General features: G+C 72.6%; 9 protein-coding genes. All 9 read left to right on the top strand.

Going from position 1 to position 15162, the window contains the following annotated elements:
- Positions 1-96: 96 nt before the first annotated feature.
- The 9 genes from ACPPVS_RS12075 to ACPPVS_RS12035 all read left to right on the top strand — a co-directional run bounded on the left by ACPPVS_RS12075 (position 97) and on the right by ACPPVS_RS12035 (position 15157).
- A complete protein-coding gene (locus ACPPVS_RS12075) occupies positions 97-1101 on the top strand; it encodes a PhoH family protein (protein WP_426592507.1) in 1005 nt (334 codons plus the stop codon).
- 1 nt (position 1102) lies between these two features.
- Positions 1103-1555 carry an rRNA maturation RNase YbeY gene (ybeY, locus tag ACPPVS_RS12070; protein ID WP_426592506.1) on the top strand — a complete coding sequence of 151 codons (453 nt, stop codon included), beginning with the start codon at positions 1103-1105 and terminating at the stop codon, positions 1553-1555.
- The gene (locus tag ACPPVS_RS12065) at positions 1552-2889 is read left to right on the top strand and encodes a hemolysin family protein (RefSeq protein ID WP_426592505.1); all 1338 of its coding nucleotides are present in this window, start codon (positions 1552-1554) and stop codon (positions 2887-2889) included. The genes ybeY and ACPPVS_RS12065 overlap by 4 nt, the downstream gene beginning before the upstream one ends.
- Positions 2886-3800 (top strand): GTPase Era, encoded by a 915-nt coding sequence (era, locus tag ACPPVS_RS12060; protein ID WP_426592504.1) that lies wholly within the window; start codon positions 2886-2888, stop codon positions 3798-3800. Before ACPPVS_RS12065 ends, era begins: the two co-directional genes overlap by 4 nt.
- Positions 3801-3803: 3 nt before the next feature.
- On the top strand, positions 3804-5369 hold the full coding sequence (locus tag ACPPVS_RS12055; protein ID WP_426592503.1) for an alpha/beta hydrolase family protein: 1566 nt from the start codon (positions 3804-3806) through the stop codon (positions 5367-5369).
- A 158-nt stretch (positions 5370-5527) separates the two neighbouring features.
- The gene (locus ACPPVS_RS12050) at positions 5528-6358 is read left to right on the top strand and encodes a PP2C family protein-serine/threonine phosphatase (protein ID WP_426592502.1); all 831 of its coding nucleotides are present in this window, start codon (positions 5528-5530) and stop codon (positions 6356-6358) included.
- Positions 6355-7515: an FHA domain-containing protein gene (locus ACPPVS_RS12045; RefSeq protein WP_426592501.1), complete on the top strand. Its 1161-nt coding sequence runs from the start codon at positions 6355-6357 to the stop codon at positions 7513-7515. The genes ACPPVS_RS12050 and ACPPVS_RS12045 overlap by 4 nt, the downstream gene beginning before the upstream one ends.
- Positions 7512-9107: a serine/threonine-protein kinase gene (locus ACPPVS_RS12040; protein ID WP_426592500.1), complete on the top strand. Its 1596-nt coding sequence runs from the start codon at positions 7512-7514 to the stop codon at positions 9105-9107. Before ACPPVS_RS12045 ends, ACPPVS_RS12040 begins: the two co-directional genes overlap by 4 nt.
- Positions 9104-15157 carry an Ig-like domain-containing protein gene (locus ACPPVS_RS12035; RefSeq protein ID WP_426592499.1) on the top strand — a complete coding sequence of 2018 codons (6054 nt, stop codon included), beginning with the start codon at positions 9104-9106 and terminating at the stop codon, positions 15155-15157. Before ACPPVS_RS12040 ends, ACPPVS_RS12035 begins: the two co-directional genes overlap by 4 nt.
- Positions 15158-15162: the final 5 nt, after the last annotated feature.

Here is a 15162-nt window from a genome sequence, read left to right as displayed (position 1 = left end):
GGTCGCAGGCTCGTAGACTGCTGTCCTGCACCTCGTCACCACACCTCATCGAGCACGTCGTCATCAACCAAGGAGCCCGCGGCGCACGCCGAGCACATGGCCGAACCAACATCTGCACGCACAGACCGTGCCCACGGTGCGCCGGCTCGCGTCGAGCACCGCATCACCGTGCCGTCGGACATCTCCATGGTGGAGCTGCTCGGCCCGCAGGACGAGGTCCTGCGGGCGGTCGAGGCCGGTTTCACCACGGTCGACATCCACGTCCGCGGCAGCGAGGTGACGTTGGCCGGTCCGGTCGGCGACGTCGCGCTCGTCTCCCGGCTCGTCGACGAGCTGGTCGAGATGGCTGCCGGCGGGACGCCCCTCACGCCGGACATCGTCGTCCGGTCGGTCGCCATGCTGACGGCGGCCTCGACCGCGCGGCCGGCCGACATCCTGTCGTTCAACATCCTGTCCAGCCGGGGGCGCACCATCCGGCCCAAGACGTCCGGGCAGAAGGAGTACGTCGACGCGATCGACCGGCACACGGTCACGTTCGGCATCGGTCCCGCCGGAACGGGCAAGACCTACCTGGCGATGGCGAAGGCCGTCCAGGCGCTCCAGGACCGTAAGGTGCACCGGATCGTGCTGACGCGGCCCGCGGTCGAGGCCGGCGAACGGCTCGGCTTCCTGCCCGGCAGCCTCTCGGACAAGATCGACCCGTACCTGCGCCCGCTGTACGACGCGCTGCACGACATGGTCGACCCCGAGGCGATCCCGCGGCTCATGGAGGCCGGCACCATCGAGGTCGCGCCGTTGGCCTACATGCGCGGTCGCACCCTGAACGACGCGTTCATCATCCTCGACGAGGCGCAGAACACGACCGTCGAGCAGATGAAGATGTTCCTCACCCGGCTGGGCTTCGGGTCCAAGGTCGTGGTCACCGGCGACGTGACGCAGGTGGACCTGCCGTCGTCGACCACCTCGGGCCTGCGGGTGGTCGAGCAGGTGCTCTCCGGCATCGACGACGTCTCGTTCTGCCGCCTCGGTTCGTCGGACGTCGTCCGGCACCGGCTGGTCAGCGAGATCATCGACGCCTACGCACGCTGGGACAGGAGCTGAGATGAGCGTCGAGGTCAGGAACGAGTCCGGCTACGCCGTCGACGAGGCGGAGTTCGCCTCGCTCGGCAGGTTCGTCATCGACGCCATGCACCTGCACCCGCAGACGGACCTGTCGATCACGCTGGTGGGCACCGACGCCATGACGGACCTGCACGTCCAGTGGATGGACGAGCCGGGTCCGACCGACGTGCTGTCGTGGCCGATGGACGAGCTCCGGCCGGGCCGTGAAGGGGACCCCACTCCCGCCGGCCTGCTGGGCGACGTCGTGCTGTGCCCCGAGGTCGCGGCCCAGCAGGCCCGCACCGCCGGGCACTCGACCGAGGACGAGCTCCTGCTGCTCACGACGCACGGGATCCTGCACCTGCTCGGCTACGACCACGTCGAGCCGGACGAGCACAAGGAGATGTTCGACCTCCAGCGCCAGCTCCTCCTGAGGTTCTTGGCCACCCGATGACGGACGTCCCGGTCGCACTGCTCGTCCTGCTCGCGGTGCTCGGCATCGCCGCGGCCGCCGCCCTGTCCGCAGGGGAGATCGCGGTCGTGCGCGTGTCCCGCGCGGCGGTGACCGAGCTGACGGCGGATCGGCACCCCGCGGCCCGGCGCGTGCGCGCGCTGACCGAGCACCCGACCCGGGTCGCGGCCGCGGCCGCCTTCGTCCGGCTGCTCCTGGAGATGACCGCGACCGTCTGCATCACGCTCGCGGTGAGCTCGAGCGACCTGGCGTGGTGGGCCGTCCTGCTGATCTCGGTGGCCTTGTGCGGGCTCGTGGCATTCCTGCTCGTACGGGCCAGCCCCCGCACGCTCGGCCGCCGGCACCCGGTGCGGACGCTGACCCTCCTGTCGGGTCCGCTCGTGGCGGTCACGGCCGTGGCCGGGCGGCTCGGTGCCGTCGGGCGGCCCACGGAGGGCTCCGCCGAGGAGGAGGAGGACGAGCTGCGCGACATGGTCCAGCGCGTCAGCGAGTCGGACGTGATCGAGGACGAGGAGCGGGAGATGTTCCGCTCTGTGCTCGAGCTCGGCGACACGCTCACGCGCGAGGTGATGGTGCCGCGCACCGACATGGTGACCGCGCCCGAGGACACGCCGGTCCGCAAGGCCCTGGCCCTGCTGCTGCGCTCGGGGTTCTCCCGCGTGCCGCTCACCGGGGAGTCGGTGGACGACCTGACCGGCGTGCTGTACCTCAAGGACGTGGTCCGCCGCCTGCCGATCGCGCCCACGGGCCGCTCGAACAACAACAAGCAGCAGGCCATGCTCGACGCGCCGGCCAGCTCCCTGGCGCGGCCGCCCGTGTTCGTGCCGGAGTCGAAGCCGGTCGACGAGCTGCTGCGCGAGCTGCAGGCCGGGACGTCGCACATGGCGATGGTGGTCGACGAGTACGGCGGCATCGCCGGGCTGGTCACCATCGAGGACGCGCTGGAGGAGATCGTCGGCGAGCTGACCGACGAGCACGACCCGACCGCCCCCGCGGTCGAGGACCTGGGGGCCGGCGTGTTCCGGGTCCCCGCTCGGCTGGGCCGCGACGAGCTGGGCGAGCTGTTCGGCCTCGAGGTGGAGGACGAGGACGTGGACAGTGCCGGCGGCCTGCTGGCCAAGGCCTTGGGTAAGGTTCCTCTGCTCGGGTCCGCAGGGGACATCCACGGGCTGCACCTCGTCGCGGACCGTGTCGAGGGTCGGCGCCGCCGGCTGGCCACCGTCCTGGTGAGCCAGGTGGACGCCGAGGAAGACGAGCAGGAGAACGCGGGCTCCAGGCGTGACGCCCCGTCCGACAACCACGGAGCGACCCGATGACCTTCCGATCCGGCTTCGCCTGCTTCGTCGGGCGCCCCAACGCGGGCAAGTCGACGCTGACCAACGCGCTGGTGGGGCAGAAGGTCGCGATCACGTCGGGCCGCCCGCAGACCACCCGGCACACCATCCGCGGCATCGTGCACCGCCCCGACGCTCAGCTGATCCTGGTGGACACCCCCGGCCTACACCGGCCGCGGACGCTGCTCGGGGAGCGGCTCAACGCGCTGGTCAAGGACACGCTGACCGAGGTCGACGTGGTCGGGTTCTGCCTGCCCGCGGACCAGCGGGTCGGACCCGGGGACCGGTTCATCGCCGAGCAGATGAGCGAGCTGGCGCGGGACGGCCGCGGCACCCCCGTCGTCGCGATCGTCACCAAGGCGGACCTCGTCGGCAAGGGCAAGCTGGCCGAGCACCTCATGCAGGTGCAGGCGCTGGGCGACTGGGCGGACATCGTGCCCGTGTCCGCGGTCGGCGGGTACCAGGTCGACGTGCTGGAGAAGGTCCTGATCGGGCACCTGCCCGAGGGCGCGCCTCTGTACGCGGAGGGCGAGCTCACCGACGAGCCGGAGGCCGTGATGGTCGCCGAGCTGGTCCGGGAGGCGGCTCTCGAGGGCGTCCGCGACGAGCTGCCGCACTCCCTGGCCGTGGTCGTGGACGAGATCGTGCCGCGCGACGAGCCGGCGGCGAACGGGGTGCCCATGCTCGACGTGCGCGTCCACCTGTTCGTGGAACGCGACAGCCAGAAGGCGATCATCATCGGCAAGGGCGGTGCCCGGCTGCGCGACGTGGGCAGCGAGGCACGCCGGGGGATCGAGGCGCTGCTCGGCGCGCGCGTGTACCTGGACCTGCACGTCAAGGTGGCCAAGGACTGGCAGCGTGACCCCAAGCAGCTCGGGAAGATGGGCTTCTAGACGATGCTGAAGTCGGACGTCGAGGCGTCGCGCGCGCGCGGGACCGGGAGCCGGACCCGGGCGGTGCTGGGGGTCGTCGCAGGCACCGTGGTCGGCCTGGTGGTGCTCGCGGTCGTGGGATCGGTGCTGGGCCCGCAGTGGGACCCGACGCCGCTGACCGATCCGCTGCAGGTGCAGACGGAGGACACGGCGATCGGGTCCGCGGCGACGGCGGGTCAGTACGAGGTCAAGACGACGGTCGTGACCGTCCAGCTGGACGGCGAGACGATCGATGCGCGGATCAGCGAGCCCGTCGGGCTGGACTCGCCGAAGCCGGGCGTCGTGTTCATCCACGGCGCGGGCACGGGCCGGTACGAGATCGCGTTCCTGGCGCAGGCGCACGCGCTGGCGGCCTCGGGCATCGTCGCCATGGTGCCCGACAAGCGGCTCGACACCTACACCACCCGCCACCGCGACTACGTGGGGATGGCGCAGGACTACGCCGCCTCGGTGAAGCTCCTGCAGAGCTACCCCGGGGTCGACCCGGACCGGGTGGGTCTGTATGCCGAGAGCGAGGGCGGCTGGATCGCGCCGGTGCTGGCCGCGAGGCACCCCGACGTGGCGTTCGTCGTCCTGGTCTCCTCCCCGGTGGTGCCGCCCCGCGAGCAGGCTGCGTTCGCCGTCGACTCCTACCTGCGCAACACCGGCGTGCCGCACGGGGTGTTCCGGGCGATCCCGCGCGCGGTCGGGATGTCGGTCCCCGGGGGCGGCTTCGAGTACGCCGACTTCGACGTCACGCCCTACCAACGCCAGATGCGACAACCGGTCTTCGTGGTCTACGGCACGGGAGACATCTCCATGCCGACCATCCAGGGCGCCCAGCAGGTCATCGACGACACGGCGCTGGCGGAGAACGACGACGTGACGGTCCGCTACTACAAGGGCGCCAACCACGGGATCCGGGTGGACGGCGTGGTCGACTCCACGTTCCTGACCGACCTGTCGGGGTGGGTCCTCGGGCTGCCCGGCACCGCGGCGTCCGAACCGCGGATCGCCGGCGACCAGCCCGTGCAGACCTACCTCGCCGCACCCGTCCCGCAGCCGCGCTGGAACAGCGACGTGGTGCTGGTGCTCATCGCGCTGGCCCTGGTGCTCATCGTGCTCGGACCGCTCGCGGTCGGCGTCGGGCGCGGGGTCGAGGCCACCGCGAACCGCGTGCGCGGGGGCTCGCGCCCCGACGGTCCACGGTTCGGGCACGGCATCCTGCCGAGGCTCGTGGCGGTCGGCGCGGGAGCGATCCTGACGCTCGTGGCGCTCATCTGGTACGTCGTCGCGGTCGCCCGCCTCGCCCTGAACTACGAACGCAACGACCTCGTCGTCCAGGGCGGCTGGATCCTCGTCCGGCTGCTCGGGGTCGCCGTCGTGCTCGCTGCGGTGCTGCTCGTCCGCCGGTACCGTCAGGCCCGTGCAGCCGGTGCGCGCCCCGCACCCGGCGTCCTGCGGAGCGTGGTCCTGTGGGGTGGCGTCGTCGGTTCGGGGATCCTGCTCGTCGTGCTCGCCTACTGGGGTGTCTACCAGCTGGGCATCTGACCACAGGGTGACCCCTTGTTGTGTACCTGGGGCTCACGTAGGGGACGATGTGCGCCGATGATGCAACGAGGCACTCGGTCGGGTGCTGACTCGTCGCGCGGAGAGGCAGGGGGACGAAGGTGCGAACGTCGTGGGGTTCGGCGACCGATCGCGGCCTCGTGCGTGACGTCAACGAGGACGCCCTGCTGGCCTACCCGCCGGTGTTTCTCGTGGCCGACGGAATGGGCGGTCACGACGCCGGTGACCTGGCCAGCCGCATCGCCGTCGAGGAGTTCGCGCAGCTGGCCGGGCAGGCCGCGGCCAGCGCCGACGACGTGCACGCCTGCTTCGTGCGCACGGCGGCCCGGATCCGCAACGAGTTCACGGGCGGTCGTCAGGGCGGGACGACGGTCGCCGGTGTCGCGGTGACCGAGCACGACGGCGGCTCGTACTGGCTCGTCTTCAACGTGGGCGACTCGCGGGTCTACCGGTGGGACGGCGACAAGCTCGAGCAGGTGAGCGTGGACCACTCGGTGGTCCAGGAGCTCATCGACCTGGGGGAGATCGACGCCGCCCAGGCTGAGACCCACCCCGAGCGGCACGTCCTGACGCGCGCGCTGGGGACCGGCGACGCGCCGGAGCCCGACTACTGGTTGCTGCCCGCCGGCCTGCAGGACCGTCTCCTGATCTGCACCGACGGGCTGACGCGCGAGCTCGGTGAGCCCGCGCTGCGCGACGTCCTGGGCGGGACGAGCGACCCGCAGGACGCCGCCGCGCTGCTGGTCCGGCTCGCCCTCGAGCACGGCGCGCGCGACAACGTGAGCGCGGTCGTGGTCGACGTGGCCACCGCCGCCGGCGCCCACGAGGACGTGCACATCACCGTCCCGCGGGTCGACGCGGACCGGGGCCCTCACGTGTGGGACGAGATGCTCAACGGGGCGACCGTCCCGCGGTTCTACGCACCCGGATCGTCGCCGAGCGACCCGCCCCACGAGGAGGACCGGTCATGAGCGTTCCCGAGTACGCCGCAGGCGAGTGGACCGCGATCGTGCGCCCGGGCTTCGTGGCGCTGCTGGGACCGTCGGCGGCCGAGTCGACCGTGCGTGACCTCTGGCAGGAGACCGGCGACGGCGTGTTCGCCGCTCTGGCGCTCCTGGCGCGCGACGGGTTCGCGGGCCTGCCGCCGTTCGCGCTGGTGTCGGTGGACAAGCGCCGGGTGCACGCCGCCCTGCGGGGAGACGTCGAGGTGGTCGTGGACCTGGACGGCCGGGTCGAGACCCTGCGGTCGGGCGAGGTCAGCACGTGGACCGAGCGTGTGCTCGACGGCGTCGGTTCGGTCGCCGTGCAGGTGGACGACGTGCCCGTCGACGCACCGACCCTGCCCGTCGCCGACGGTGTCGTGCGCGCCTCGCGGGTCCGCATCACGTTGGCTGTGTCCGACGAGCCCGAACCTGCGGTCGAGGACATCCCGGCGGTGTCCGCGCAGATCGTGGAGGATCCGGCGCCCGCTGTGGACGCGGCCGCGGAGCCGGCGCCGGAGGACGTCCCGACCGACGACGACCCCGTCGCGCTCGTGCCCGTGCGCGACGGGAACGCCGAGACGTCCGGGGTTGTCGCCACCGCCGAGGCCTTCCTGTCGGCCTCTGCGTTCGACGAGAAGCACGGCGCCGTGCCGCCGCAGAGCGTCCCGCTGTCCGGGGCATCCCTCGACGACCACGACGGTCTGACGATCCTGTCCACCGACCTGGCCGACATCCGCGACCAGCTGCCGTCGTGGGCGTCGGACGACGTCCCGGCGCCGTTCCGTCCGCCGGCGGGAGCCCAGATGCCCGCCCGCCTCGTGCTCTCGACGGGTCTCGTCGTTCCGCTGGACCGGGCCGTCCTGCTGGGCCGCGCACCGCAGGTCGCGCGCGTCTCCAACCGCGAGCTGCCCCGGCTCATCACGGTGCCGAGCCCGCAGCAGGACATCTCGCGGACGCACGCGGAGGTGCGCGTCGAGGGTGACCACGTGCTGGTGACGGACCTCGACTCGACCAACGGCGTGCACGTCGCGCGGCCGGGCGAGGGCGCCCGTCGCCTGCACCCGGGCGAGCCCAGCGTGGTCGGTCTCGACGAGCTGGTCGACCTCGGCGACGGCGTGACGTTCTCCCTGGAGCGCGGTACGTGACCGCACGCCGCGAAGCCTCCACCCCGCCACAGCTCCCGGGGTACGAGCCGGTACGCGTGCTCGGTCTGGGTGGCTTCGCGGACGTCTTCCTCTACGAGCAGCAGCTGCCGCGCCGAGAGGTCGCCGTGAAGGTGCTGCTCGCGGGCAGTCTCGACGACGACGTCCGGTCGCGGTTCCAGACCGAGGCCAACCTCATGGCCCAGCTGTCGCACCACCCGTCGATCGTCACGATCTATCACGCCGCCATCGCCGCCGACGGTCGCCCGTTCCTCGTCATGGAGTACTGCTCACGACCGGGGCTGGCGGACCGGTACCGCCAGGAGCGGATCTCCGTGCCCGAGGCCCTGCGCATCGGCATCCGGCTCGCGTCCGCGGTGGAGACCGCGCACCGGGCTGGGATCCTGCACCGCGACATCAAGCCCGCGAACGTGCTCACCACGGACTTCGGCTGGCCCGCGCTCACGGACTTCGGCATCGCAGCGACGACGGGTCAGGGCGGCGGCGCGACGGTCGGCATGTCGATCCCGTGGTCGCCGCCCGAGCTGCTCGGCGAGCACCCCACCGGCGACGAGCGCTCCGACGTGTACTCGCTCGCCGCGACGATCTACTCGCTGCTGGCGGGTCGGACACCGTTCGAGATCGCGGGCGGCCAGAACAGCGCCCAGCAGCTCGTCGCGCGGATCGAGCGCTCCCCGTTGCCGCCGACGGGTCGCGACGACGTGCCGCCGGCCCTGTTCCAGGTGCTCGACAAGGCCATGGCCAAGGTGCCCGCACGCCGGTACGACTCGGCCGCCGCAGTGGCCCGGGCACTGCAGCAGGTGGAGAGTGACCTGCGCCTGCCGGTCACGCCGCTGGACCTGACCGAGGAGGCACTCACCGCGTCGCAGCGTGACCAGACCGGCCCGTTCGGCGGTCCGTACGGCGGTGCCGAGGACGACGCGACGCGGCTGCGCTCGATCGTGAGCGTCGGCCCGCAGGACGCGGCGGAGGAGCAGCCGGCTGCGGGGTTCATCCCCGGCGCCGACGAGGCGACGCGGGTCCGCTCGATCACGACGGTTCCGGCGACCGCGCCTGCGACGGAGCCGTCCGCCGCGCCGCGGGCCGCGCTGCCCACGTTCATCGCGCCGCAGGAGCCGCTCCGGACGGACGACGTCGAGCCACCGAGCCGACGCCGCCTGCTCGTCGGGGTCGTCTCCGGCCTCGTCGTCCTGGCCGTCGCCGTGGCGGTCGGCGCCGTGGCCCTGCACGGCAGCGGCACGCCCGACCCGCGGCCGAGCGCGAGCGCGGAGTTCAGCCAGGACCCGGCGCCCACCGCGATCGACGACGTCGTCCCCGCGCCCCACTCGCTGCTGGGCACCAGCCAGGCGGACGGCTCTGTGGTGTTCACGTGGGTGAACCCGGAACCGCAGGACGGCGACCGGTACCTGTGGGGCGTCCTGCAGGCGACCGGCGAGCCTCAGCTCGCGCTCATCGACGAACCGACGGTCAGGGTCCCCGCCGGCGGCGGGTCCGGTGAGGTCTGCATCCAGGTCTCGATCGTGCGCGCCGACCGGCGGTCGTCGGCGAGCCCCGCGCAGGGGTGTGCGTCGTGAGGATCACGGGTCTGCGTCACAAGGCCACGACGACGGCCGCGGTGGTCACCGTCCCGGTGCTGATCGCCGTGCTCGCGCTGGTCAACCAGGGGTTCCCGCTGGCACGGCTCGACCTCAACGACGGTGCGGTGTGGCTGACGGCGACGGGCCAGAGCCAGCTGGGCCGGTACAACGCCAAGGTCGAGGAGCTCAACGGCGGCCTCGTGGCTGAGGGAACGAAGTTCGACGTGCTCCAGGACGCCGGTGACGTCCTGCTGGTCGAGCCCGGGCAGGTCTCGGTGGTCGACCCGGCCTCCGTGACGGTCACCACCCACGTCGCGACGCCCGGGGCGACCGTGGGCATGGTGGGCATGGCCGCAGGGACGGTCGCGATCTCCGACGGCTCGGGCGACGCCTGGGTGCGCGGCATCGGGGACCTGGACCAGCTGCGGATCGGGACGGACACGCCGGACCTGCAGCTCGGGGAGGGCGGCAAGGTCGTCGTCGCCCAGGACGGGGCCGTGCTGGGAGTCGCCGCGACGGACGGCACCGTGACCCGGGCGGACCTGTCGAGCGGCGGTTCGGTGGACAGCACGCCGTCCGGCACCCTGGGTGCCGGGGACGTCGACCAGCTCACTGCCGTAGGCGACCAGCCCGTCTCGCTCTCCGGCAGCACGGTGCACACGCTGCACGGCACGATCGACGTGCCGGGCGACGGGTTGCGCCTGCAGCAGCCCGGTCCGGCGGCCTCCGTCGTGCTCGTCGCGAGCACGACCGCGCTCATCGAGGTGCCCCTCGACGGCGGGAAGATCGTCGAGCACAAGACCGCCGGCTCGGGCAAGCCTGCCGCGCCGGTGCGTGTCGGCACGTGCGCGCACGGCGCGTGGGCCACGGGCACGGGCTCCTACCTGCAGCTCTGCGACGGCAGCGACGCAAAGGTCCGCAACCTCGAGGACATGTCGACGGCCGATGCCCTGACGTTCCGCGTGAACCGGCAGGTCGTCGTGCTCAACGACACGCTGCGCGGGCGGCTGTGGCTGCCGCTGCAGGACACCGACCTGCACGTCCCCAACTGGAACGAGGTCGTCCCGCAGGAGAACCCGCAGGACTCCAAGGACCAGGCGCAGAGCTCCGACACCACGCAGGACCTGGTCACGGAGTGCTCGAACCAGTCGGCACCCCCGACGGCCGCGGACGACTCGTTCGGCGTCCGGGCGGGCCGCACGACCATCCTGCCCGTGATCGACAACGACTCCTCGTCGGACTGCGGCATCCTCGCGATCTCCCAGTTCGACCCCGTCCCCGCCGCGTTCGGGACCGTCGTGTCCATCTACGGCGGCCGGGCGCTGCAGATCGAGGTCCTGCCGACCGCGGTGGGCACCGTCGACTTCACCTACACGATCACCGACGGCCACGGCCAGACGGCGCCATCGACGGCGCACGTGCGGCTGACGGTGCACGGCCCCAGCATCGACGAGCCGCCGCACCAGGTCCGGGTGGGGTCGCTGACCGTCGAGCAGGGCGGGCAGGCCGACCATCAGGTGCTCGCGGACTTCGTCGACCCCGACGGTGACGACTTGCTGCTGGTCGGTGCGTCGGCAGACGCAACGTCCGGCTCGGTGCGGTTCCGTCAGGACGGCACGCTGACGTTCGACGCCAACGGGTCCGCCCTCGGGCGCACACGCGTCTCGGTCGAGGTGTCGGACGGGACCAGCACGGCCGAGGGGTACCTCGACGTCGACGTGCGCCCGAGCGGCTCGCTCGCGCCGCAGATCGATCCGGTCTTCGCCGTGACGTACGTGGGCCAGCCCGTCACGCTGCACCCGCTGGACTCGGTGCGCAGCTCGTCCGACGAGCCGCCGAGGCTGGCCGGGGTGGACGACGTGGTCGGGGCGACCGTGACGAGCGACCTGCAGGCCGGCACGTTCACGTTCAGCGCCGCGCGGGCCGGCAGCTACTACGTGCAGTTCCTGGTCACCGCCTCCCCGCAGCAGGCGACCGGACTGGCCCGGATCGACGTCAAGGAGTGGCCGGAGACCGCGGCACCACCGGTGGCGGTCCGGGACCGGGCGTCCCTGCCTGCCGGCGGCGAGGTCACCATCGACCCGCTCGACAACGACTCCGACCCTGCCGGCAAGGTCCTCGTCCTGCAGTCGGTCGACGTGCCCGACGGGTCGGGTCTGCGCGTGGCCGTGCTCGACCACCACCTGGTGCAGATCCGCGCCGACCGCACGCTCTCGCAGCCGGTCGTCCTGCACTACTCGGTCTCCAGCGGGCAGGCGTCGGCGATCGGGGAGATCGTCGTCCAGCCCGTGCCGCCCTCGACGTCCTCCCAGCCGCCCGTCGTCCAGAACGTCGAGGCCGACGTGCGGACCGGGGGCGTGGTGACGATCCCCGTGCTCGACACCGCGTTCGACCCGGACGGCGGCCGGCTGATGCTCGTCCCCGAGCTGGCCGAGCCGCTCGGGCCCGGCCAGGGTCTGCTGTTCGTGTCCGGCGACGTGCTGCGCTACCAGGCACCCGCCGCGCCGCTCACCGTGCACGCGACGTTCCAGGTGAAGGACGCGACCGGCAACGTCACCGCGGCTACCGTGACGGTGCGGGTCCATCAGTCCGACGCCGCGACGAAGGCGCCCCCCCACCCGCGCGACCTGGTGGCGCGCGTGTTCGAGGGCGACAAGGTCAGGATCGACATCCCGCTCGTCGGCATCGACCCGGACGGGGACGGTGTCACCCTGCTGGGCGTCGCATCGGGTGCGCAGCACGGACGCGTGACGGTCGGCGGGCCCGACTGGCTCGAGTACGAGGCGCTGCCCGGTGAGCTGGACACGGACGAGTTCACGTACGCGGTGGAGGACTGGACGGGCCAGCGCGCGGTGGCCAAGATCCGCGTCGGCATCAGCCCGCGACCCAGTGGCGCCGCGACGGTGACCGCCCGTGACGACCAGGTCACCGTCCGGCCCGGGCAGCGCGTCGAGGTGCGCGTCCTGGCCAACGACGTCGACTCCAGCGGCGGCGACCTCACCCTCGACCCCGCGCTCGACCCCGCGGACGTCCCCGCCCAGGTGGACGGGCGGCGCATCATCGTGCGCGCCCCGAGCACACCGGGCGTGCTCCAGATCGGCTACGTCGTGGAGAACGACCGGGGTGGTCGGGACACGGCCGTGCTGACGGTGACGGTCGCCGCCGACGCGCCCGTGCTCCCACCGATCGCTCGGGATGTCGTGGTCGGCGCGCTGGACACGCTCGGCCGCACAGCGGTGACCGTCGACGTGCTCGCCGTCGCCCAGAATCCGAGCGGACCACTGAGCGACCTCGCCGTCTCCGTGCCGGGCTCGCTCGCGGACGTGGCCTCGGTGGTCGACGGGAAGGTCGTCGTCAAGCTCGCGGACCACGCGCAGACGGTGCCGTTCCTGCTCACCAACACGACGTCGCCGGCGGCGGCCTCGTACGCGTTCATCACGGTCCCGGCGCTCGGGTTCTTCCCGCCGACCCCCCGGCCCAAGGCCCCCGAGCTCCGGGTCGCGTCGGGCGCGGTGCTGCTGATCCCGCTCGCCGAGCAGGTCCAGGTGGCGCCGGGTCGTAGCCCCACGGTGGCTGACGCATCGGGGCTCAGCGCCACGAAGTCCGACCACTCCGACCTGCTGAAGGACAAGAGGACCCTTCAGTACCGGTCCGATCCCGACTACGCCGGCCCGGCCTCGATCACGGTCCCCGTGACCGACGCGTCGGGGCCGGACGACACGTCGGCCCGCACGTCGATCATCACGCTCCAGATCACCGTCTACGCGGTCGACGACCACCCGCCGACGTTCTCCCCGTCCACGATCGACGTCGCGCCGGGGGAGACCGCCCTCGGGGTCGACCTGCGCTCGTTCACGACAGGCCCGGAGGGCGACACCTCCGACCCGACCCAGGCCCGGTACACCTACCGGATCAACTCGGCCGTGCCTGCGGGGTTCACGGCGACGATCGAGAACGGCACCGTCCTGAAGGTCGCGGCCGCCGAGTCGACCCCCAAGGGCCGCACGGACAAGCTCGCCCTGAAGATCGGCTACGGCCGCAGCGGCACGATGGACACCTCGATCGACCTGCGGGTGATCGCGAGCACGCGGCGCACCGCACAGGTGCTCGACGTGCAGCAGGACGGCGTGGAGGGCAAGGAGAGCACCGTGAACGTGCTCGAGAACGCCTACAACCCGTTCCCCGGCTCGCCCCTGACCGTGGTCGGGGCAACCGTCGAGACGCCCGGCGCGGGCACCGCCAGCGCGACGGCGAGCACGGTCACGGTGCGTCCGGCGGCCGGATTCATCGGACAGATCGTGACTCGCTTCCGCGTCCGGGACGTGACCGGCGACCCCGACCGCGAGGTCGAGGGTCGCATCGTCACGTCCGTGCGCGGCAAGCCCGCCACGCCGACGGCACCGCGGATCGGTGAGATCCGGGACAAGACCGTGGTGCTGTCGTGGGACGCGCCGGACAACCGCGGCGCGCCGATCCTGGGCTACCGGGTGGTGGCCAACCCCGGGAACATCGTGCGGCCGTGCGTGAGCACCACGTGCACCATCGACAACCTGACCAACGACACGGAGTACACGTTCACGGTGGCTGCCGAGAACATCGTGGACTGGTCCGACCCCAGCCCGAGCTCGGCACCTGCGCGTCCGGACGCGGTCCCCGGTCAGCCCACCACGCCGACGCTCGAGTTCGGCGCGGCGTCGCTGCGCGCGACCTGGACGGCGCCCGAGCAGACCGGCTCGCCCATCTCGTCCTACACGCTCGAGATCTCGCCGACACCTCCGTCGGGCTCCGCGTCGGTCACGTCCGCCACGACCAGCTACACGTTCTCGGGGTTGAAGAACGGCACGGCCTACACGGTGCGGGTCCGCGCGCACAACAAGGCTCCCGACCCGGGACCGTGGTCCGACTCGTCGCTGCCGATGGTCCCCGCGGCGGAGCCCGATGCGCCGGTCGTGACGGCGACCCGCAGCAGCGTGGGGGCCAACGGGCCCCAGATCAACGTGTCCTGGACGGTTCCGGACTCGCACGGCGACGACGTGCGGGGCTACGAGATCTCGGTCGACAGCGGGACGCCGATCCCGCTGGACGCCGGCACGCTCACGTACGTGATCTCGCCCGCCCAGCGCGGCCACACCTACCAGGTGGCCGTCCGGGCGACCAACAAGGCGGGCACCTCGGCGTGGGGCTCGGACGTGGGCGAGACGTGGAGCCAACCGACGGCGCCCACGTCCCCCAATATCGACGCGGGGCCGAGGGGGGTCCCCTGGGGGACTGGCTCCGTCACGCTCTCGTGGGGGCCGCCGGACGACGCCGGTGGCGCGGGCGTGACCATCGTCGACTACGAGGTCCAGGTCGACGCCCTCCCGTCGACCCACGTGGCCGGCACCGCGACGACGCTCGTCAACCTCGTCGGCGGCCCGAGCCCGACCGTGCTGGTCCGTGCCTGGAACTCGCGCGGCCTGGCCGGCGACTGGCTCACCCTGCCGACGACGCAGGTGGTCACGCGGCCCGCCGCACCGAGTGTCACGGTGAGCACGGGTGCCCTCGACCAGGTGAACATCGCTTACGCGGACGGCGACGCGGGTGGCTCTCCGATCACGGTGCGGCAGTACAGCATCGACGGCGGACCGTGGCGGTCGACCCCGGCGCCGGCCACGTTCGGTTCGTCCAGCACCGTGACCGTCGCCTACCAGGCGTGCAACGTCGCCGGCTGCAGCCCGGCCGCAACCGGCGCGGCGGACCCGGGAGCGCCCGCTGCGCCGGACGCACCGGCTCCGCCGACCGCCGTGGTGAACGCCGACGGCACGATCGGCGTGGCGTGGCTGGCACCCGACGACCACGGCCGCAGCATCGACCAGTACGAGTGGCAGTACACCGGGGACGCGACCGGGGGCGACACCGGGGACGGCAGCACGCTCGCTGCGGTGCTCACCGTCCCGGCCGGCAGCACCATCGCGATCCAGGCCCGGGCGCACAACGCCGTGGGGTGGGGAGCGTGGAGCACTGCCGCCACGGCCTCAGTTCCGCTGCCGGCGGTGCCGACACCATGAGCAGG

The organism is Cellulomonas sp. McL0617 (genome assembly GCF_049994875.1).
Classification (GTDB): domain Bacteria; phylum Actinomycetota; class Actinomycetes; order Actinomycetales; family Cellulomonadaceae; genus Cellulomonas.
This window is presented reverse-complemented; position numbering and strand designations above follow the sequence as displayed.

Excerpts from the sequence above, each read along its gene's own strand:
- ACPPVS_RS12075 (WP_426592507.1), top strand. The coding sequence starts at position 97 with ATGGCCGAACCAACATCTGCACGCACAGACCGTGCCCACGGTGCGCCG.
- ybeY (WP_426592506.1), top strand. The coding sequence starts at position 1,103 with ATGAGCGTCGAGGTCAGGAACGAGTCCGGCTACGCCGTCGACGAGGCG.
- ACPPVS_RS12065 (WP_426592505.1), top strand. The coding sequence starts at position 1,552 with ATGACGGACGTCCCGGTCGCACTGCTCGTCCTGCTCGCGGTGCTCGGC.
- era (WP_426592504.1), top strand. The coding sequence starts at position 2,886 with ATGACCTTCCGATCCGGCTTCGCCTGCTTCGTCGGGCGCCCCAACGCG.
- ACPPVS_RS12055 (WP_426592503.1), top strand. The coding sequence starts at position 3,804 with ATGCTGAAGTCGGACGTCGAGGCGTCGCGCGCGCGCGGGACCGGGAGC.
- ACPPVS_RS12045 (WP_426592501.1), top strand. The coding sequence starts at position 6,355 with ATGAGCGTTCCCGAGTACGCCGCAGGCGAGTGGACCGCGATCGTGCGC.